This is a genomic window from Micromonospora sp. NPDC001898, from assembly GCF_042891255.1.
Taxonomy (GTDB): Bacteria; Actinomycetota; Actinomycetes; order Mycobacteriales; family Micromonosporaceae; genus Micromonospora.
Genome location: NZ_JBIATC010000005.1, coordinates 1 through 20,299 on the forward strand (window position 1 = coordinate 1; position 20,299 = coordinate 20,299).

General features: G+C 72.4%; 18 protein-coding genes and 1 pseudogene. 10 read left to right on the forward strand and 9 right to left on the reverse strand.

The window, feature by feature from the left end; translation table 11 throughout:
• Positions 1-200: 200 nt before the first annotated feature.
• Both ACFYZF_RS13045 and ACFYZF_RS13050 read right to left on the reverse strand, forming a co-directional pair.
• Positions 201-1,019 (reverse strand): sulfotransferase domain-containing protein, encoded by an 819-nt coding sequence (locus ACFYZF_RS13045; RefSeq protein ID WP_387019349.1) that lies wholly within the window; start codon positions 1,017-1,019, stop codon positions 201-203.
• A complete protein-coding gene (locus tag ACFYZF_RS13050) occupies positions 1,016-1,792 on the reverse strand; it encodes a class I SAM-dependent methyltransferase (protein ID WP_387019351.1) in 777 nt (258 codons plus the stop codon). The genes ACFYZF_RS13045 and ACFYZF_RS13050 overlap by 4 nt, the downstream gene beginning before the upstream one ends.
• Before the next feature lie 571 nt (positions 1,793-2,363).
• Between ACFYZF_RS13050 and ACFYZF_RS13055 the strand changes: the two genes are divergently transcribed.
• Together ACFYZF_RS13055 and ACFYZF_RS13060 are read left to right on the forward strand one after the other, a co-directional pair.
• Positions 2,364-3,971 (forward strand): amidohydrolase, encoded by a 1,608-nt coding sequence (locus ACFYZF_RS13055; protein ID WP_387019355.1) that lies wholly within the window; start codon positions 2,364-2,366, stop codon positions 3,969-3,971.
• Positions 3,972-4,062: 91 nt separating this feature from the next.
• Entirely contained in the window at positions 4,063-4,929 is an 867-nt protein-coding gene (locus tag ACFYZF_RS13060) for a helix-turn-helix domain-containing protein (RefSeq protein ID WP_387019358.1), read from the forward strand.
• 80 nt (positions 4,930-5,009) lie between these two features.
• Here ACFYZF_RS13060 and ACFYZF_RS13065 read toward each other — a convergent pair whose 3' ends face one another.
• Complete coding sequence (locus ACFYZF_RS13065) at positions 5,010-5,858, reverse strand: SDR family oxidoreductase (RefSeq protein WP_387019361.1); 849 nt, start codon at positions 5,856-5,858, stop codon at positions 5,010-5,012.
• Between the two features lie 236 nt (positions 5,859-6,094).
• Between ACFYZF_RS13065 and ACFYZF_RS13070 the strand changes: the two genes are divergently transcribed.
• A complete protein-coding gene (locus ACFYZF_RS13070) occupies positions 6,095-7,867 on the forward strand; it encodes an adenylyl cyclase (protein ID WP_387019364.1) in 1,773 nt (590 codons plus the stop codon).
• A 176-nt stretch (positions 7,868-8,043) separates the two neighbouring features.
• Here the strand turns inward: ACFYZF_RS13070 and ACFYZF_RS13075 are convergent, their stop codons facing one another.
• Complete coding sequence (locus tag ACFYZF_RS13075) at positions 8,044-8,640, reverse strand: ClpP family protease (RefSeq protein ID WP_387019367.1); 597 nt, start codon at positions 8,638-8,640, stop codon at positions 8,044-8,046.
• A 428-nt stretch (positions 8,641-9,068) separates the two neighbouring features.
• Positions 9,069-9,320 (reverse strand): annotated as a pseudogene (locus ACFYZF_RS13080) (helix-turn-helix domain-containing protein); the annotation flags it as partial.
• 183 nt (positions 9,321-9,503) lie between these two features.
• Between ACFYZF_RS13080 and ACFYZF_RS13085 the strand changes: the two are divergent.
• Entirely contained in the window at positions 9,504-10,520 is a 1,017-nt protein-coding gene (locus ACFYZF_RS13085) for a potassium channel family protein (RefSeq protein WP_387019369.1), read from the forward strand.
• An 84-nt stretch (positions 10,521-10,604) separates the two neighbouring features.
• On the opposite strand, the gene ACFYZF_RS13090 is transcribed toward ACFYZF_RS13085, so the two are convergent.
• The 3 genes from ACFYZF_RS13090 to ACFYZF_RS13100 all read right to left on the reverse strand — a co-directional run bounded on the left by ACFYZF_RS13090 (position 10,605) and on the right by ACFYZF_RS13100 (position 15,256).
• Entirely contained in the window at positions 10,605-11,639 is a 1,035-nt protein-coding gene (locus ACFYZF_RS13090) for a 2-oxoacid:ferredoxin oxidoreductase subunit beta (RefSeq protein WP_387019372.1), read from the reverse strand.
• A complete protein-coding gene (locus tag ACFYZF_RS13095; RefSeq protein WP_387019375.1) occupies positions 11,632-13,476 on the reverse strand; it encodes a 2-oxoacid:acceptor oxidoreductase subunit alpha in 1,845 nt (614 codons plus the stop codon). The genes ACFYZF_RS13090 and ACFYZF_RS13095 overlap by 8 nt, the downstream gene beginning before the upstream one ends.
• A gap of 355 nt (positions 13,477-13,831) precedes the next feature.
• Positions 13,832-15,256: a hypothetical protein gene (locus ACFYZF_RS13100; RefSeq protein ID WP_387019378.1), complete on the reverse strand. Its 1,425-nt coding sequence runs from the start codon at positions 15,254-15,256 to the stop codon at positions 13,832-13,834.
• 130 nt (positions 15,257-15,386) lie between these two features.
• On the opposite strand from ACFYZF_RS13100, the gene ndhC reads away from it, so the two are divergent.
• Positions 15,387-15,764 carry an NADH-quinone oxidoreductase subunit A gene (gene ndhC, locus ACFYZF_RS13105; RefSeq protein ID WP_387019380.1) on the forward strand — a complete coding sequence of 126 codons (378 nt, stop codon included), beginning with the start codon at positions 15,387-15,389 and terminating at the stop codon, positions 15,762-15,764.
• A 45-nt stretch (positions 15,765-15,809) separates the two neighbouring features.
• Here the strand turns inward: ndhC and folP are convergent, their stop codons facing one another.
• Positions 15,810-16,679, reverse strand: coding sequence for a dihydropteroate synthase (folP, locus tag ACFYZF_RS13110; protein WP_387019383.1), 870 nt, complete (start codon positions 16,677-16,679; stop codon positions 15,810-15,812).
• Positions 16,680-16,847: 168 nt separating this feature from the next.
• On the opposite strand from folP, the gene ACFYZF_RS13115 reads away from it, so the two are divergent.
• From ACFYZF_RS13115 to ACFYZF_RS13135, 5 genes are all read left to right on the forward strand, one after another.
• Complete coding sequence (locus ACFYZF_RS13115) at positions 16,848-17,522, forward strand: DivIVA domain-containing protein (protein ID WP_387019385.1); 675 nt, start codon at positions 16,848-16,850, stop codon at positions 17,520-17,522.
• Positions 17,519-18,016: an SRPBCC family protein gene (locus ACFYZF_RS13120; protein ID WP_387019388.1), complete on the forward strand. Its 498-nt coding sequence runs from the start codon at positions 17,519-17,521 to the stop codon at positions 18,014-18,016. The genes ACFYZF_RS13115 and ACFYZF_RS13120 overlap by 4 nt, the downstream gene beginning before the upstream one ends.
• Positions 18,017-18,133: 117 nt before the next feature.
• The gene (locus ACFYZF_RS13125) at positions 18,134-18,715 is read left to right on the forward strand and encodes a DNA-3-methyladenine glycosylase I (RefSeq protein ID WP_387019390.1); all 582 of its coding nucleotides are present in this window, start codon (positions 18,134-18,136) and stop codon (positions 18,713-18,715) included.
• A gap of 13 nt (positions 18,716-18,728) precedes the next feature.
• Positions 18,729-19,445, forward strand: coding sequence for a hypothetical protein (locus tag ACFYZF_RS13130; RefSeq protein ID WP_387019392.1), 717 nt, complete (start codon positions 18,729-18,731; stop codon positions 19,443-19,445).
• 67 nt (positions 19,446-19,512) lie between these two features.
• Positions 19,513-20,265, forward strand: a complete 753-nt coding sequence (locus tag ACFYZF_RS13135; RefSeq protein ID WP_387019395.1) for an SDR family NAD(P)-dependent oxidoreductase — start codon at positions 19,513-19,515, stop codon at positions 20,263-20,265.
• Positions 20,266-20,299 lie beyond the last annotated feature (34 nt).

A 20,299-nucleotide genomic window follows, 5' to 3' on the forward strand; every position in this document is an offset into this window, starting at 1 on the left:
TCCGCTGCTGCCCTCGACGCGCCACCGCGATCGTCCAGGCCATCCTCGTCCTACATCACATCCACACCAGCCGAAACCCACGATGAAAAGGGCTCCCTGTACGAGGTCGTTACCCTGCGTCCCGCCGACCGTGCGCGAGGTCGTAAGTCAAACTGAGCCGAACGCCAGCGTCGTCGGTCACGGGCATCAAGGGAGCGGCCTCAGAGATAGGAGTACTTGGCCAGTACGTCGGCGTGCCGAGCGAGGAAGTAGCGGAGGTGGTCATCGGTGAGGTGGTTCCGCCAGTCTCCAGCAACTCCTTTCCGGAAGTGGCTGCCGTCGTCGGGGACACCCGGCTTCCGGCCGCCGCTCATCCGGGAAAAGCTGTTCGCGTCCAGTACCTCTGCCAGCCTTTCCGTGCCGACCTGCGGCAGGAGCCCGAGGAAACGAAGGATCCCGGTGAACCCGCCGACCTCGTCCGCCATCAGGTCTTCCAGTTTTACCTCGAGAACGTCTGGTCGCTGCGACCACTTCCGGAGGTCGTCGAACAACGGTTCGAGGAAGTCCATCACGGCATAGAGGCCCTGTTCCTTGGAGATCTCGGCGAGCTGTCGACGGTGCCGGGCCAGGGCCGGAAAATCGTCGATGTCGTGTGAGAGAAGATGCGAGAAATAGGCGGAGACCACGATGTCGCGAGGGTCCCGCACCACGTGGAACGATCGCGTGCCCGGTGGGAAGAGATCCACGTGGCGCGGATGGGCGTCGGTGAACGCGAAGGACCGGGCGCCGAGACTGAGCCCTGCGGCCAGAAAATCCGTAGCGTAGAGCTGGTCGATCGGTTTTTCATCGGGGTCGAAGACCAGCCATGAACTGTAGGCGACGTACTTGAGCCCCAACCCGGCGCTCAGTTCCTCGAAGACGCGCCGGATCCAGAGGCTTGCGCACTTGTGATGGCCGAAGTACGCGTACACCTGCCCGAACTCCCGCGACACCGGCGCCTGTGTGTGCGCCATCAGGCCGTTTCCTTTCTCGACAGTCAACTTGCCGGGTGGTAACCGAGGAGCAGTTGTTGGCGGTATCCCGACTCACTCGGCGACAGCCACCGGCATTCGGCGAACCCGGCCGCCTGGGCCAGCGACAGCAGTTCAGCGCGAGGCCAGGCCCGGTAGCGGACCACCCGTTCCTTGACCGTCCACTGCGCCTCCGCCTGGCGTGACATCAGGAAGTAGCGGAGCCGGTACACGTCCGTTGACTGCCATTCCCACGCCTGGAAGGCCAGACGATTGCCGTCGTCCATGATCCTTGGCGCCGTCCCGGTGATTTTGGCCGCGCGGTCGGAATCGTAGTCACGCGTGCTGATCAGCATTACTCCGCCAGGTCGGAGTCGGCTACGCATTGACGAGAAGGCCTGCAGGACATCCTCTGGTTCGAGCAGGTGCGGGAGCGCGTTTTCAAGCGCCAACACAGCGTCGTAATCGGCCGGCACGACCTCTTCCAGGTGCCGGAAGTCCGCTTGCCGGAACTGGATCTGCGTCCCGAGGCGCTCAGAATTCTTGCCCGCCCGGGCTATGGCCGTCTCGCTGAGGTCGGTTCCGGTTACGGCATAGCCCAGGCCGGCGAGCCCGACAGCCTGCGTTCCGATACCACACGCGCAGTCAAGTATCCGGTGGGCCGGAAACGGCAGCGCGGATCGAAGAATGGCGTCGATCCTGCCGGCTTCGTCACGCGTATGATCCTCCCAGTCCGAGTACAGAAGTTCGTAGTCCAGCGCGAGGTTGTCGTAAAAGTCGGTTACTTCTTCTTGCTGTTCCACGGGGCCCTTTCTGTCACGCTGCGCGACTGTTCCCTGACTCGTGACGCAGTTCCGGACCAGTGATCCAATTGATAACATCTTTCCGTGAAATCCGCGAGCCATCCCTCCTTGTCGCTTCCGGCTCCGGCCTGCTCGGGAACGCCGGCACGCCTCGTTCGCATCCTCCGCCCGGAGCGGCGCCGCACGCCGCAACGCGTCACCGGCTCGCCGGGCTACTGACACGGCTACCCGTGCCACGGGTCTCGTCCACGGGAGTGATGGGCGACGTGCCCGCGATGGGCGTATTGCGTAGATAGGGAGCGGCCATCGCGTGATCCTTCAAGACAGTCAGGTCAGCGAAGGAAGAGGAACGCGATGGCCGCAGCTGCGAGCGCGACCCCATACCCAGCGCCCTTGGACGTACCGGTCGAGGCGTTCCGCACCCGATTCCTCGACGCCGGCCCCGGCACCGCCAGCGAGACGGCCCCGGCACCGCCGGCGACATGCGGCACTCTGCCGACGGCACCTCGCGTCGGGGAGTGTGTCCTCTAGCATGGTTGGCCCCCGTCCAACCGTCGAAGCAGGCAGCCCCATGACCGGTACGGTTTTCGAGAACGCCCGGATCCACACGCTCGACCCCGGCCGGCCGCGCGCCGAGGCCATGCTGGTGCGCGGCGAGCGGATCGTCGCCGTCGGAAACCGCGACGAGTGCCGGGACCGGGCCGGCGGCGGAGCGCGTCGGGTCGACCTCGCCGGGATGACCGTGCTGCCCGGGCTGATCGACAGTCACATCCACTCCGCGCTCTACGTGCGTGGTCTGGAGCAGGTGGACCTGCGCGGCACCGCCAGCCTCGACGAGGCGCTGACCCGGATCGGGCGGCACGCCGCCACCCTGCCGCCCGACGCCTGGCTCTTCGGCGGACGCTGGGACAGCCACAAGTGGGCCCGGCCGGTGCAGCCGACCCGGGCCGACCTCGACCGGGTCTGCCCGGACCGCCCCGCCGTGCTGCCCAGCATCGACGGGCACACCACCTGGGTCAACAGCGCCGCCCTGCGGCGGCTCGGCATCGACGCCGACACCCCCGACCCGGTCGGGGGGCAGATCGCCCGTGACGAACGCGGCGAGCCGACCGGCATCCTGCGGGAGGCGGCCGGGGACGCGGCCTACGACATCCTGCGCTCCTCCGTCGCCGGGGACATGGTCGAGCAGTTGCGCACCCACCTGCCCCGGCTGCTCGCCGTCGGCCTCACCAGCATCCACGACCTCGACGGGCAGGACTGCCGGGCCGCCTACGAGACCCTGTACGCCCGGGGCGAGCTGCCGCTGCGGGTGCACAAGTCGATCCCGTCGACCGCGTTGGACGAGGTGATCGACCTGGGCTGGGCGACCGGCGACGGGGACCGGTGGCTGCGTACGGGACCGGTGAAGATCTTCACCGACGGGGCGCTCGGCTCGCACACCTGCCTGATGAGCGAGCCGTACGACGGTGAGCCGGACAACCACGGCATCGCGGTCACCCCGGCGGAGGAGTTCGAGCGGCTGGTGGCGAAGGCGGCCGGGGCCGGCATCGCGGTGGCGGCACACGCCATCGGCGACGCGGCGAACCGGATGGTGCTGCGGGCGTACGCCCGCTGGCAGGAGTCGGCGCGCACCGACCCGACCGTCGCCGGGTCGGCACGGCGGCTGCGGCACCGGATCGAACACACCCAGCATCTTCGGCCGGAGGACGTGCCGCTGCTCGCCCGGCTGGGCGTGATCGCCTCGATGCAGCCGACCCACTGCACCAGCGACATCCCCCTGACCAGCAGGATGCTCGCCGGCCGGGACCTCGCCTCGTACGCCTGGCGGAGCCTGCTGGACGCCGGCGCGACGGTGGCGTTCGGCTCGGACGCGCCGGTCGAGGACCCGGACCCGTTCTACGGCATCCACGCCGCGGTGACCCGGCAGCAGCCCGACGGAACCCCGCCCGGTGGCGTGGACCCGCACGAGCGGCTCAGCCTCGACGCGGCGCTGCGGGGGTTCACCGTCGCCGGCGCGTACGCCTCCTACGAGGAGCACCTGAAGGGGCGACTCAGCCCCGGCATGCTCGCCGACTTCATTGCGCTGCCCAGCGATCCGTACCAGGTCGAGCCCGCGGACCTGCGTGACCTCACGGTGGCGCTCACCGTGGTCGGCGGCGTCGTGCGCTGGCAGCGCTGACCCCCACAGCCCGACCGGATCGGGCACAGGATGTCGGGTCCGGCCGGGGCCGTCCTTCCTAGCGTGGCGGGCATCAGGAAGGGAGATTCGGGTGCTGGACCGGCTGAACGAGGCGATGACGTACGTCGAGCGGCATCTCGACCAGCGGATCGAGGCGGCCGAGATGGCACGGATCGCCGTCACGTCGGAGTACCACCTCCGGCGGATGTTCTCCGCGCTGGCCGGCATGCCGCTCTCCGAGTACGTCCGGCGTCGACGGCTCACGGTCGCGGCCGCCGAGGTACTCGCGGGGGAGGCGACGCTGCTCGACATCGCAGTCCGGTACGGCTACGGCTCGGCCGAGGCGTTCGGCCGGGCGTTCCAGGTGGTGCACGGGGTCGGCCCGGGCGAGGCCCGGCGGACCGGCGCGGTGCTGCGGTCCCAGCCCCGGATCTCCTTCCGCCTCATCGTCGAAGGGAGCACCAGCATGCGCTACCGCGTCACCGAGAAGGACGCCTTCCACCTGGTCGGGCGGAAGGCCCGCGTCCCCCTCGTGCACGAGGGGATGAACCCGGCCATCGTGGCGTTCGTCAGGGGCATCGACGCCGGGACGGTCGAGCGGATCGAGGCCCTCTCCGACCAGGAGCCGCGCGGGATCGTCAACGTCAGCGACAAGCTGGGGGACAACCGGGAGGAGGGCGTCGAGCTGGACTACTGGCACGGCGTGGTCACCGGCGTCACCCCGCCGGAGGACCTGGACGCCATGCCGGTGCCAGCCGGCACCTGGGCGGTCTTCTCCAGCTCGGGCGAGTTCCCGCAGACCCTCCAGAACATCTGGCGGGACGTCTTCACCGAGTGGTTCCCGGCCAACCCGTACCGCAGCCGGCCGGGCCCGGAGATCCTCCAGGCCCGGGTCTCGGCGGACGGCACGCGGGCCGACGCCGAGCTGTGGATCCCGGTGGAGCGGGTCACGGCCTGAGCCGTCCGTCGCCCCGCCGCCCCGCACCGACAGGGCGCGGGGCGGGGCGGCGGACGCCGGCAAACGAATCGAAGAAGGGCTCAGAGCGCCGCGCGCAGCGCCTCGGCGAGGGTGGTCGGCCGGCGGCCGATCAGCTTCGCCAGGTCGTCGCCCTCGACGTACAGGTCGCCCTGGGACAGGCCCCGGTCGCTGTCGGCGAGGAGGGTGGCGAACCTCGCGGGGACGCCCGCGCCGGCCAGCACCTCGGCGTACTTCTCCGCCGGCAGGTCGGTGTACCCGACGGTGCGGCCGGTCTGCCGGGACAACTCCTCGGCCAGCGCGGTGAGGGTGAACGCCTCGCCGCCGAGCTCGTACACCCGGCCGGTCTCGCCGGCGCCGGTGAGCGCCGCGGCGGCGGCCTCGGCGAAGTCCGCGCGGGTGGCGGCGCTGACCCGGCCGTCGCCCGCCGCGCCGGTCACCCCGTACCGGAGGTACGTCGGGAGCTGGTCGGTGTAGTTCTCCAGGTACCAGCCGTTGCGCAGGATCACGTACGGCAGGCCGGCGGCGGCGAGCTCCCGCTCGGTGGCCAGGTGCTCCCCGGCGAGGATCAGGCTGGACCGGTCGGCGTTGGTGACGCTGGTGTAGACGACCAGCCCCACGCCGGCCTCGCGGGCGGCGGCGACGACGTTGCGGTGTTGGGTCTCCCGCTGCCCGACCTCGCTGCCGGAGACGAACATCAGCTTCTCGGCCCCGGCGAACGCGGCGCGCAGCGATGCGGGGTCGGTGTAGTCGGCCCGCCGGGTGATCACCCCGCGTCCGGCGAGGTCGGCGAGCTTGCCGGTGTCCCGGCCGAGCGCCACGATCTCCCCGGCCGGTACGCCCCGACGCAGCAGCGACTCGACGATCAGGCGGCCGAGGTGGCCGGTGGCGCCGGTGACGACGATGGGCATGGTGAACTCCTCGAAGGTGTCGATGATCCGTCGTCCGGTACCAACAGGACGCTCTTCCCATCGCTTCCCGTTGGACGCCCGCTGATCCTCGCCGGCGGTCGGGGCTGGCGTGTCCGGGCGGAAGAGGGTAGAAACATCTCGATCCCCCGACTCGTGAAGGGGTGCCGGACGGCAGATCGAGAGAGCGCTCTCACACTCGCCGCCCGGCCTCCCACCGCCACCCGACAGGCAGGCCGATGACACCTCGCACCCGCCGCCACCTCCTGGCCCTGGCCACCACCGTCTCCCTCGCAGCCGCCGGCCTCGCCCCGGCGTCCGCCCTGGCCCATCCCGGCCACCCCGACGACCGCGACCCGGACCTCGGCCCGTACGTGCACGTCTACGACCCGTCCACCCCGACCGCCGAGATCCAGGCCACCCTCGATGCGATCTTCACGAAGCAGGAACGCAACGAGATGGGCACCGACCGGCACGCGGTGCTGTTCAAGCCCGGCCGGTACGACGTCGACGCGAAGCTCGGCTACTACACCACCGTGGCCGGCCTCGGCCGCTCCCCGGACGACGTCGACATCCACGGGGCGGTCCGGGTCGTCGGACAGCCCGACCCGAACTCGCCGGCCGGCATCTCCGCGCTGACCAACTTCTGGCGCTCGGCGGAGAACCTCTCCGTCACCCCCACCGACTGGTCGAACCAGTGGGCGGTCTCCCAGGCGTCCCCGATGCGCCGCGTGCACGTGCGCGGCACCCTCTGGCTCGAACCGGGCAACGGCGGGTACTCCAGCGGCGGTTACATCGCCGACTCGAAGGTCGACGGGACCACCATCAACGGCTCGCAGCAGCAGTGGCTGACCCGGGACAGCGAGCTCGGCGGCGACTGGAGCAACGGGGTCTGGAACCAGGTCTTCTCCGGCGTGACCGGGGCACCCGCCCAGGGCTTCCCCGACCCCCCGTACACCACGCTCCCGACCAGCCCGGTCACCCGGGAGAAGCCGTACCTGTTCGTCGACGGCAACGACCGGTGGCGGGTGGCCGTACCGGGCCTGCGGCACGACACCGCCGGCATCACCTGGGCGGCCGGCGGCCGGCCGACCCCCTCGCTGTCGCTGCGCGACTTCTTCGTCGCCCGGCCCACCGACAGCGCCCAGCGGATCAACCGGGAGCTGGCGCGGGGGCGGCACCTGCTGCTCACCCCGGGCGTGTACCGGCTGGACCGGGCGCTGCGGGTCACCCGGCCGGGCACCGTCGTGCTCGGACTCGGCATGCCGAGCCTCGCCCCGACCAGCGGCGACGCCGCGCTGCGGGTCGCCGACGTCGACGGGGTACGCGTCGCCGGGTTGCTGGTCGACGCCGGCCAGCGCGGGTCCGACGTGCTCGTCGAGATCGGCCGGCGCGACGGTCGCCGGGACCACGCCGCGAACCCGACCTCGTTGCAGGACGTCTTCTTCCGCATCGGCGGCCCCTGGGTCGGCCGGGCCCGGACCAGCCTCGCCGTGCACAGCGACGACACCCTGCTCGACAACATCTGGGCCTGGCGCGGCGACCACGGCAACGGCATCGGCTGGACGGCGAACACCGCCGACACCGGCGTGCTGGTCACCGGCGACGACGTGACGGCGTACGGGCTCTTCGTCGAGCACTACCAGCGGTACCAGACGGTGTGGACCGGCGAGCGCGGCCGGACCGTCTTCTACCAGAGCGAACTGCCCTACGACCCGCCGAGCCAGGCCGCCTGGGCCAGCCCGACCGGTCGCGGCTGGGCGTCGTACAAGATCGCCGACTCCGTGCGCCGACACGAGGCGTGGGGGCTCGGGGTGTATTCGTACTTCAACCAGGGGGTCGACATCCGGGCGGACCGGGCGATCGAGGCGCCCCGCCGGCCGGGCGTGCGGTTCCACGACATGATCACCGTCTTCCTCGACGGCAGCGGCGGCATCGAACGTACGGTCAACGACGCCGGCACCCCGGTCGTCGGCACGTTCGGCACCAGCCCGGTGGTCAGCTACCCCTGACCGGACGCCCGCCCGGGCGGACCCGGCCCCCGGGTCCGCCCGGACGCGGCTTCAGATGCGTGTCGGACACGGCCGAGCGGCGCGCCCGCCGGCCCATCGGTGACCACCGAACGGGCCGCCCCCGGCCCGCAAGGGTGCACGCCGGGCCGCCCCGTGCCGGCCCGCCGCCGGGGCCGTCACGCCGAGAGCTGGTCGACCCGGGTGAGCACCTTGTCGATCAGGCCGTACTCGCGGGCCTGCTCCGCGGTGAACCACCGGTCCCGGTCCCAGTCCTGCTGGATCTCGTCCAGGCTCCGCCCGCTGTGTCGGGCGATCAGCTCCTGCATGGTGCGCTTGACGTGCAGCATGTTCTCCGCCTGGATGGTGATGTCGGCGGCCGTGCCACCCATCCCGCCCGACGGCTGATGCATCATGATCCGCGAGTGCGGCAGCGCGTACCGCTTCCCGGCCGTCCCCCCGCAGAGCAGGAACTGCCCCATCGAGCCGGCGAAGCCGAGCGCCAGGGTGGCCACGTCGTTGCGGATGTACCGCATCGTGTCGTACACGGCCATCCCGGCGCTGACCGAGCCGCCCGGTGAGTTGATGTAGAGGTGGATGTCCCGCTCGCTGTCCTCCGCGGCCAGCAGCAGGAGCTGCGCACAGATCTGGTTGGCCGACTCGTCCGTGACCTCGGTGCCGAGGAAGACGATCCGCTCCCGCAGCAACCGTTGGAACACCTGGTCGCCGAAGGCCGGCTGCCCGCCGTCCAGCATCCGTACGTCGTACCTGATCATGTCGACCTCCGCCGCGCCGGTGGGCGATTTCGACCGCCCCGGGGACCGGCCCGTCCAGCGTGCGCCCGCCGGGGGTGGCGACCCCAGCGCTTCTGCCGCTGGCAGATTCGCCGACGGCAGAACCGGGCGGGACGCCGGCAGCCGGGCGAGGCAGCCGGGCGAGGCGGTCGGGCGACAAGGTCGGGCGACGCGGTCGGGCGACGTCCCTAGACGGTCACCGGCCGCCGCAGGCCCGCCGGGGCCCGCCCGCAGTGCACCAACCCGGCGGTACGCGGACCGACGGCGAGCGGCGTCCCGGGTAGCGCCCGGTGCACGTCGGCCCCCCGCCGGGTGCCGGTCAGCCGGTCACCAGGCCGCTCCAGCCGGGCCATCCGGTCGCCGTACCGGGGCAGCGGCACCGCGACGGTGTGCGCCACGGCAGCCCGGGGGCCCACCGGGGTGCGCGGCTCGACTCGGCGCAGGTCGTCCCGGGCCTCCTCCAACAAATCGGACAGGCGGATGCCGAGGGCCCGGCAGATCGCCGCGAGCACCTCCGACGACGCCTCCTTGCGGCCCCGCTCGACCTCGGACAGGTAGGGCAGCGACACGCCGGCCGCCTGGGCGACCTCACGCAGGGTGCGGCCCTGCCTCGTCCTGATCCGGCGGAGCACCCCGCCGATGATCCGTCGCAGCAAAGACATGCGGCCTCACCCCCGGTCGTCTCTCCGCAGACAGCCCCATCATGCCCGGTGCGGGGCCGCCGGGCAGCCCCGGTCCGGCGAGCCGGTGCGGCCGGACGCGTCCCGGTGCACCCCGGGGTGCGGATCCCCGCGTACCGGCTATGTTGTGCACGTGCAGGCGACGGAGGCGGAGCAGGTTCGACGGTGATCCATTTTCCCGCGCAACGACGGGGCCCGCTGAGCGCGTTGAGCTTGCGCCTCGCCGCCGCCCTGGGCTTGGTCCTCGCCGTGGTCGCCGCGGTCTATCTCGACCGGGACGGCTACCGCGACGTCAACGAGGACGGCCTCACCCTCCTCGACTGCTTCTATTACGCGGTGGTCTCCCTCTCCACCACCGGCTACGGCGACATCACCCCGGCCGCCCCGTCCGCGCGGCTGGTCAACGTCCTGTTCGTCACCCCCGCCCGGGTGATCTTCCTGATCATCCTGGTCGGCACCACCCTGGAAGTCCTGACCGAGCAGTACCGGACCGGCCGTCGCCTGTCGCGGTGGAGGAGAAGCGTGAAGGACCACGTCATCATCTGCGGCTACGGCACCAAGGGCCGCAGCGCCGTCTCGGCGCTGTTGGAGAACGGCCTGGACAGGTCCCGGATCGTGGTGGTCGAGCGCAGCCCGACCGCCCTGCGGCAGGCCACCTCGGCCGGGTTGGTCGCGATCGAGGGTTCGGCGACGCGTTCGTCGGTGCTGATCGAGGCGCACGTGAAGAACGCCAAGTCGGTGATCATCGCGACCGACAGCGACGACGCCTCGGTCCTGGTGGCACTCACCGTCAGGCAGCTCACCGCCGGCCAGGTGCGGATCATCGCCGCGGTTCGGGAGGCCGAGAACGCGCCCCTGTTGAAGCAGAGCGGCGCCCACCACGTGATCGTCTCGTCCGCCACGGCGGGGCGGCTGCTCGGGCTGTCGACCTCCGCGCCGCCGCTGATCGACGTGGTGGAGGACCTGCTCACCCCGGGCCAGGGCATGGCGCTGGCCATGCGCTCGGCCGAGCGCAGCGAGGTGGGCCGTTCGCCCCGCGAGCTGGAATCCCTGGTCATCGCGCTGGTCCGCCGGGGCAAGGTGGTCACGCTCAGCGACCGGGCCGGCGCGCTGATCGAGACCGGCGACATGCTCGTGCACGTCCGTGACGACCGCCCCCAGCAGGCGAGCACGTCGGGCTGACGAAAGTGCCCGCAACCTGCGAAGGTTGCGGGCACTTCCCGTGTCACGGGGCGGCGGCGACGCCGTGCCGCCGTCAGCGGCGGGTCAGCGGATCGTCCAGGTGTCGCCGCTGGCGAGCAGGCCGGCGAGCTGCTGCTCCGGGGTCTCGGTCACTGCGGCCTTCGCCGCCGCGAGCTGCTCCTGCACCACGCTGTCGTAGGACGGGCGGTCGACCGAGCGGAACACGCCGATCGGGGTGTTGCGCAGGTCGAGCCCCGGCAGCCGGGACAGCGCGAACGCGTACGCCGGGTCGTTGACCCTCGCGTTGTGCACGACGATCTCCTCCGGGCCTACCGAGGCGGTCTCCCGAACCTCCAGGCCGAAACCGCCCGGGGGGTGCACGACGCAGAACTGCCCGTCGGAACCGAAGGTGATGGGCTGCCCGTGCTCCAGCCGGATCAGGAAGTCGTCCCGGGTGCCCGGCTCCTTGAGCTGCTCGAACGCGCCGTCGTTGAAGATGTTGCAGTTCTGGTAGATCTCCACGAACGCCGAGCCCTGGTGCTCCGCCGCGGCCCGCAGCACCGACTGGAGGTGCTTGCGGTCCGAGTCGATGGTGCGGCCGACGAAGCTGGCCTCCGCGCCCAGGGCGAGCGAGAGCGGGTTGAACGGCGCGTCCGCCGAGCCGGCCGGGGTCGACTTGGTGATCTTGCCAACCTCGGAGGTGGGCGAGTACTGCCCCTTGGTCAGGCCGTAGATCCGGTTGTTGAACAGCAGGATCTTCAGGTTGACGTTGCGGCGCAGCGCGTGGATCAGGTGGTTGCCGCCGATCGACAGCGCGTCGCCGTCGCCGGTGACCACCCACACCGACAGGTCCGGGCGGGACACCGACAGGCCGGTGGCGATCGCCGGGGCGCGGCCGTGGATCGAGTGCATCCCGTAGGTGTTCATGTAGTACGGGAAGCGCGACGAGCAGCCGATGCCGGACACGAAGACGGTCCGCTCCCGGGGAATGTTCAGCTCCGGCATGAACTGCTGCACGGCGGCCAGGATCGCGTAGTCACCGCAGCCGGGGCACCAGCGCACCTCCTGGTCGGACTTGAAGTCCTTCGCGGTGAGTTTGAGGGCGACGGGCTCAGACATTCTTCAGGACCTCTTCCAACATCGTCTCCAGCTCGACGGCGGTGAACGGCAGGCCGCGGACCTGGTTGTAGCCGATGGCGTCGACCAGGTACTTGCCCCGGATCACCTGGGCGAGCTGGCCGAGGTTCATCTCGGGAATGACCACCCGGTCGTAGGAGCGCAGCACCTCGCCGAGGTTCGCCGGCATCGGGGACAGGTGCCGCAGGTGCGCCTGGGCGACGGACAGGCCGCGCTGGCGCAGCCCCCGGCAGGCGGCGCCGATCGGCCCGTACGTCGAGCCCCAGCCGAGCACCAGCACCCGGGCGTCGCCGTCCGGGTCCTCCACCTCGACGTCCGGCACCGGGATCGTCTCGATCCGGGCCGCCCGGATGCGCACCATGAAGTCGTGGTTCGCCGGGTCGTACGAGATGTCGCCGGTCTTGTCGGCCTTCTCCAGGCCGCCGATCCGGTGCTCCAGCCCCGGTGTGCCGGGGACGGCCCACGGCCGGGCCAGGGTCTCCGGGTCCCGCAGGTACGGCAGGAAGGCGCCGTTCTCGCCGTTGGGCTCGGTGGCGAACTCGACCCGCAGGTCGGGCAGGGACTCCACGTCGGGCAGCAGCCACGGCTCGGAGCCGTTCGCGACGTAGTTGTCTGACAGCAGGATCACCGGGGTGCGGTACGTCAGCGCGATCCGGGCCGCCTCGATGGCCGCGTGGAAGCAGTCCGAGGGCGACTTCGGGGCGATCACCGCGACGGGAGCCTCGCCGTGCCGGCCGTACAGGGCCATGTTGAGGTCGGCCTGCTCGGTCTTGGTCGGCAAGCCCGTCGACGGGCCGGCCCGCTGCACGTCCACGATGACCAGCGGCAGCTCCAGCGCCACCGCGAGCGAGATCGTCTCGCTCTTGAGCGCCACGCCGGGGCCGCTGGTGGTGGTGACGCCGAGCGACCCGCCGTACGACGCGCCGAGCGCCGCGCCGACGGCGGCGATCTCGTCCTCCGCCTGCATGGTGATCACGCCGAGCCGCTTGTGCTTGCTCAGCTCGTGCAGGATGTCCGACGCCGGGGTGATCGGGTACGCCCCGAGGAACACCGGCAGGCCGGAGCGCACGCCCGCGGCCACCAGGCCCAGCGACAGCGCCGCGTTGCCGGTGATGTTCCGGTACGTGCCCGGCAGCATCTTCGCCGGCTTCACCTCGTACCGCACCGAGAACGAGTCGGTCGTCTCGCCGAAGTTCCAGCCGGCCTTGAAGGCCGCGATGTTCGCCGCGACCAGCTCGGGACGCTTGGCGAACTTGCGCTCCAGGAAGCGCAGGGTCGAGGAGTACGGCCGGGAGTACATCCAGGACAGCAGGCCGAGGGCGAACATGTTCTTGGCCCGCTCGGCATCCTTCTTGGACACCGCGTTCTCGGCGAGCGCCCGGACCGTCATCGAGGTGAGGGCGACCGGGTGCACCACGTAGCCGGCGAGGGAGTCATCGTCCAGCGGGCTGGACTGGTATCCCACCTTGGCCAGGTTGCGCTTGGTGAACTCGTCGGTGTTGACGATGATGTCGGCGCCGCGCGGCAGGTCGGCCAGGTTGGCCTTGAGCGCAGCCGGGTTCATCGCCACCAGCACGTTCGGCGCGTCACCCGGGGTGAGGATGTCGTAGTCGGCGAAGTGCACCTGGAAGCTCGACACGCCCGGCAGGGTGCCTGCGGGGGCGCGGATCTCGGCCGGGAAGTTGGGCAACGTGGAGATGTCGTTGCCCAGCTGCGCCGTCTCCGAGGTGAACCGGTCGCCGGTCAGCTGCATGCCGTCGCCGGAGTCACCGGCGAACCGGATGACCACCCGGTCGAGTTGACGGATCTGCTTGGTCACGCCTGAACCTCGCTTCGCTCGGCGCGGTGGCGCGGGCGGCTGAACATGATGGTGACCTTGCCTTGCCCGGCCACGCGACCTCCTTGACGCACCGCTGCCCCGCACCGCCCGTGGCCGGTCCGGTCCGCTGTAGTTCCTCACCCGAGAGCCTACGTCGATTGGGGGGTCGAACTCGCCCTGTGGTCCGCCGAATGGGATCGAATTCGGTGCGCTTATGCCCTGTTTGATGCTGTTTTGACGCGCCCGCCGTAATCAGAATCACCGGTCCGCCTCGGCTTTCGGCGGAGGACCGTGGGCGGGCCCGGACCCACCGGGGCGACCGGAGTCGGGGGGTCGGTGGCGGGCGGGTTCCGGGTCAGTCCGACGGGGCCGGGGCGGGATCGGCCGGGCCGGCGAGCCGGCGGCGCAGCGAGGTGGTGGCCAGCACGAGCGCCAGCACGACCAGCAGCACGGAGACCACGATCAGGATGACCGCGTTGCGTTGCACCGAGGTGAGACCGCCGGCCGGGCCCGGACCCACGCCGGCCGCGGCCAGCACGCCCTGGGAGCCGCCCGGGGCAGGGGTGGCGATCGGGGTGGACATTGCGGCCGCCGCGGTGATCCGGAAGCTCATCTGGAGCTGCCGGGCCTGCCCGCTGCGTGGGTCGACCCGGCCGATCACGGCGCCGGCCAGCGGCGCCTTCCGCTGGGCCTCGGCGGTCGCGCTCACCGGGAGCCGGACGGTGACGGTGCCGCCGGCCGGCACCGTGCCGACGTCGCAGCGGGTACGGGCGGGGCTCAGCGCGACGCAGCCGGCGGGCGGGGTCGGCACGGTCACCCCGGCGGGCAGGACCACCTCGACCCGGCCGGCGGCATCGACCTTGCCCGTGTTGCCCAGCCGGACGCCCAGCTCGCTGGCGGCCCCGCTGATGTCGAAGGCCACCCCGTCGGCGTCCAGGGAGATGCCCGGCACGGGCGGCCCCGGCGGGAAGAGCACCGCGAAGCCCTCGTTGTCCTCGGGCGAGCCGGCCACGCCGGGGGCGCTCGCGCTCACCCGGACCGCACCGCTGAGCGGCATCTGCCGCCAGGCGGCGCCGTCGACGCGCACCTTGACCAGGGCGCTGAACCGGTCGCCGGGCGCGGCCTGCCACCCGCCGCAGTGGTGCTCGCCGCCGCCGGCCTCGGCGCACCCGGGGGTGCCGGCGTCGGTCAGGCCCGCCGGGAGGGTGTACGAGAGCCGGATCAGCTCCGCCACCTCGCCGGTGTTGGTCACGGTGACCCGCAGGGTGGTCGTCGTGTTCTCCGCGTTCCAGTACGCCTCGGTCAGCGTGACGTCCTCGGTGCTGACCCGCACGCCCAGCCGGCTCGGCGCCGGTGCACCCGCGCCGGGGGCCGACGGGCGGGGCGGCGGGGCGGAGGTCGCCGGCGGCGGGAGCGACGGAGCGGTGGCTGCTGGAGCGGTGGTGGCCGGCGGATCGACGGGCGCGGCCGGCGTGGTGGCCGCAGGCTCGGTGGGCGTGGGCGTCGGGGCGGTGGTCTCCGCTGGTGGCGGCACGGTCGGCGGTGCCTCGGTGGGCGCCGGGTCGGTCGCGGTGGGCTCGACCGGAGGCGTCTCGCCGCCGGGCTCGCCGGCCGGGTCCCCGGGCGGGTCGGCCTGCGCGACCGCCGCGCGGGCCCCGGCGGGGGCGGCGGTGGCCCAGCCGGGCAGCGTCGCGACACCGAACGCGATGGACGCCGCGAGCAGTACGGCGACACGTCGATCGGCTACCCGCCGAACGGGGCGTACGTCCACGCGGGCCATCTCTCTTCCGGGACCATCAGGGCGAATTCATTATTCGGTAATACTTGCCGCAGGACACCAGTCCCGCCGGGAAACATTTCCGTAACATGTCCGGTATGCGGCCGGGTGGGACACGGTAGGCTGACTCACCGTGACCGGCTACCTGGGCTCGTATGCGACGCTCGGGCTGTTGCTGCTCGCCGGCGTCCTCTTCTTCGTCATGGCGTTCTCCGCGAACCGGGTGTTACGCCCCGCCCGCCCTGCGGATCCCCCCGGCAAGCGGGCGAGCTACGAGTGCGGCCTCGACCCGGTGGGCGGCGACTGGGCGCAGATGCAGATCCGCTACTACGTCTACGCGTACCTGTACGTGCTGTTCGCGGTCGAGGCGGTCTTCCTCTTCCCCTGGGCGGTGGTCTTCGACCGGCCCGGCTTCGGCCTGGTCACCGCCGCCGAGATGGGCATCTTCGTGGCGGTGCTGGCGCTGGGCATCCTCTACGCCTGGCGTCGGAACATCCTCCGCTGGACCTGACCCGCCGGCCGCGCGTCGACCCGTGCGCCCGGCACCGGCGGGCGCTCAGGCCAGGCCGCGTCGGGTGGCGGCCGGCGGGCGGTCGCCGCGGATCGACGCCACCATGTCCAGCACCCGGCGGGTGGGCAGCACCTGGTGGGCGCGGAACACCCGGGCACCCAGCCAGGCCGACACCGCGGTCGCCGCGAGGGTGCCCTCCAGCCGCTCGGCGACCGGCAGGTCCAGCGTCTCGCCGATGAAGTCCTTGTTGGACAGGGCCACCAGCAACGGCCAGCCCGTGCCGGACAGCTCGGCGAGCCGACGGGTGATCTCCAACGAGTGCCGGGTGTTCTTGCCGAAGTCGTGCGCCGGGTCGATGAGGACGCCGTCGGGGCGTACCCCCAGGGCGACCGCGCGCTCGGCGAGGCCGGTCACCGTCGCGACCACGTCGGCCACCACGTCGTCGAAGGCGGCCCGGTGCGGGCGGGTGCGCGGCGCGAGCCCCCCGGCGTGCGAGCAGACGAGCCCGGCGCCGGTCTGGGCGGCGACCCGGGCGAGCGCCGGGTCCGCGCCGGACCAGGTGTCGTTGAGCAGGTCGGCACCGGCCGCGATCGCCTCCACCGCCACCTCGGCCCGCCAGGTGTCGATGGAGATCACCACGTCCGGGAAGGCGGCCCGGACCGCGGCGATGGTGCCCACCGTGCGCCGGATCTCCTCGATCACGTCCACCTCGTCGCCGGGGCCGGCCTTCACCCCGCCGATGTCGATGATCTCCGCCCCGTCGGTGACCGCCCGCTCCACGGCGCGCAGCGCGCTGTCCTGGGCGAAGGTGGCGCCCCGATCGAAGAACGAGTCCGGGGTGCGGTTGACGATGGCCATCACCGCCAGTTCGCCCGGCGCGAACGTGCGACTTCCGAGCCGAAGCGCCCCGGTCATGCTCGCCTCCCGATCTCGCCACGGCCGTGTGACCCGGCCCGCCCTGCGACGCTAGCCGGTCGGCCGGAGTCCGGTCCGCCCGGTACGACCGCACAGATCCGCACCGATCTGTGGGAGGACCGCCCGGCGGGGTCGCTCCGGGCGCGTCCGCATGCCACGATCTCCTACATGGGTCAGGTGCTGCTCCTGCTGGTCGTCGCGCTCACCGTCGCGGCGGTGGTCTTCGGGGTGACGGTTCTGGTCACCGGCCGAGATTCCGGCCTGGCGCCGGTCGAGCCGGACGGGCGGGCGGTCCCGCTGCCCGCCAGCCGGCCGCTGCGCGAGTCCGACGTGGGCGACGTCCGTTTCGACACGGCGGCGCGGGGGTACCGGATGGCCCAGGTCGATCAGGCGCTGCGCCGGACGGCCTACGACATCGGGTACAAGTCCGAGCTGATCGGCGTGCTGGAGGCGGAGGTCACCGCGTTGCGCGAGGGACGGGCCGCGGACGCCGACGAGCTGCGCCGCACCCGCGAGCAGGCCGCGTCCGCCGCCGAGGCGGCCGACGCCACCCCCGTCGGCGACCCCGGCGAGGTCGCGTCCGCCGACGTCGACGCCGACGGCCCGCCGACGGCGGGTGCTGGGGCCGACGGCCCGGCTGCGGCGTCCGCTGGGGCCGACGGCCCGGCTGCGGCGTCCGCCGATGACGACGAGCCGGCTGCGGTGGGCCCCGCCGACGAGCCGGTAACGGTGCCCGAGCGGGCCATCGACGCCGACGCCCCGGAGGCGGCCCCTTCCAGGGCCGGCGAGCCGGCGGACCCGGCCGGTGGGCGGGGGCCGGCGGCCCGGTCGGAGCCGGCGTGACCGGCGGGGCGGACGGCGACAGCCTGCGCGAGGCGGCCCAGCCCGGCGCGGGCGAGGTCACCGCGACGGTCATCGTCAACGCCCCGGCCGAGCGGGTGTTCGCCGCCCTCGTCGCATGGGAGCGGCAGTCGGACTGGATTCCGTTCACCACGGTCAAGGTGGTCGAGGGCGACGGTGGTGAGGGCAGCCTCGTGGAGGCGGTCACCGTGCTGGGCCCGGCGGTCCTGCGGGACGAGATGCGGGTGGTGCGGGTCGACGCGCCCTACGAGGTCGGCGTGGTGCACTGCGGTCGGCTGCTACGCGGCCCCGGGGTGCTGCGCTGCACCCAGATCGAGGGCGGCCGGACCCAGGTGGTCTGGCACGAGTGGTTCCACCTCCCCGCCGGCGCTGCCGGCCGGGTGGCCTGGCCGGTGCTCTGGCCCGGCTCCAAGGTCGGCCTCACCCAGGCGCTGAAAAAGTTCGGCCGGCTGGTCGAGCAGGGCCGCCTGCCCTGACGGCCGGCCCCCGGGGCGCCCGCCAGGTCGGTGACAACGCGGTTTCCCGGTGCCCGGACACCCCGGTTACGGCGGCACGGCGGCGGGCCGTCGGCATTCCGGTCTAGCGTGTACGCCGTGACTGACCTGGTGATCGACGCGGACGGCCTGCCCCGTTGCGCATGGGGGGCGAGCACCCCGGACTACGCCGCCTACCACGACGGAGAGTGGGGTCGGCCGCTGCGCGGCGACGACGCGCTCTACGAGCGGATGACCCTGGAGGCGTTCCAGTCGGGGCTGTCCTGGCTCACCATCCTGCGCAAGCGTCCCGCCTTCCGGCTGGCCTTCGACGAGTTCCGCATCGAGGCGGTGGCGGGCTACGGGGAGGCGGACGTGACCCGGCTGCTGGCCGACGCCGGCATCGTCCGGAACCGGGCCAAGATCGAGGCGACGATCGCCAACGCCCGGGCCGCCCTGGACCTGCCCGACGGGCTCTCCGCCCTGCTCTGGTCGTTCGCGCCGTCTCCCCGGGCCGCCCGGCCGGAGACGCTCACCCAGGTGCCGGCGCTGACCCCGGAGTCCACCGCGATGGCCAAGGCGCTCAAGAAGCGTGGGTTCCGGTTCGTCGGCCCCACCACGTCCTACGCGTTGATGCAGGCCACCGGAATGGTGGACGACCACCTGACCGGCTGCCACGTCAGTGCGGCAGAGCCGGCGTGATGGGATGGTTTACATGACCGACACCGATCGCCGCGTGAGCGGCACGATCCACGTCCGGGGTGAGGGCGGGCCGGGTGACGGTGCCTGGGCCGTGCTCCTCCCACCTGGGCGGTACGACGCCGAGCGGCTCGTCCACCACGACACGCTGGAGCTGGCCGGGCTCGACGCCGCCGGTGCGGCCTACCGGGCGGATGCGGCCCCCGCCGGGCCGACAGCGCCCGCCAGCCCTCGCCCCGCCGGGCCGACAGCGCCCGCCGGGCCCTGTCCCGGCGATCCGGTGGCGGTGCTGGCCGAAGGGCCGCTGCGGCTGGTGGCGCTGGGTCGGGTCGCCCGGCCCACCGTCGAGCGCCGGGAGGACCCGGACGACCCCCAGTCCGATCCCGCCGCCGGCCCGCTCGTGGTCGCGTACACCCGAAGGGCCTTCGACGAGCCGGTGGCGGCCGAGGGGCTGACCCTCGACGGGCCGGTCACCGCGCTGCCCGCCGGCGCCTACCGGGAGCTGGCCGAGCGGCTCGGGCCACCGCCGGCGCGCCGGCGGTGGCTGGTCAGCCTCGACCTCCCGATCGAGGCGGAGACCCCGGCCGAGGCGGTCCGGTTGTTCTGGTCGTACGTGCGCGACCTGGGCCCGCAGGAGCTGCCCGCGTTCGTCTCGCCGTCCGGGAACGAGCTGGCCATGCAGGCGTTCGTGCTCGGCGCCGAGGCCAACCAGGACCCGGAGGAGGACGACTAGGCAGGGGCTCGCCGGGTAACGAGGGCTCGTGACGGGCCGGCATCGACGCCCGGCCGGGGGAGGTGCGATGCGGTTTCAGGACAAGGTCGCGTTCATCACCGGTGGCGCCTCCGGGCTCGGTGAGGCCGCCGCCCGGCGGTTCGCCGCCGAGGGGGCCAGGGTGGTGATCGCCGACATCAACGCCGCAGGCGGGCAGCGGGTGGCCGGCGAGCTGCCCGACGCGCTCGCGGTCACCGTCGACACCGGTGAGGCGGCGTCGGTCGAGCAGGGCTTCGTGGACGCCGTGCAGCGTTACGGCCGGATCGACGTGATCTTCAACAATGCCGGCATCGACGGCAGCCAGCAGCCGCTGCACGAGATGGACCCGAAGAACTGGGAGCGGGTCAGCCGGATCAACGGCGACGGCGTCTTCCACGTTCTCAAGTACGGCATTGAGGCGATGCTGCACGGCGACGGGGGCGCGATCGTCAACACCTCCTCGACCACGGGGCTGGCCGCCCAGGAGAACATCTCCCCGTACACGTTCACCAAGGCCGGCATCATCGGGCTGACCCGCTCGGCCGCCGTCGAGTACGCGACCCGAGGCATCCGGGTCAACGCGGTCGCCCCGTCGGTGGTGATGACCCCGCTGGTGGAGCACTTCATCGCCAGCGCGCCGGACCCGGCGCAGATGCGCCGGCAGATGGAGTCGTTCAACCCGAAGCCGGGCATCCCCACCCCGGACGACGTGGCCGGGGTGGTGCTCTTCCTCGCCTCCGACGACGCGGCCTGGATCACCGGCCACACCGTCCCGATCGACGGCGGCTACGTGGCCCGCTGACCGCCGGCCCCACCGGGCCGCCCGCCCACGGATC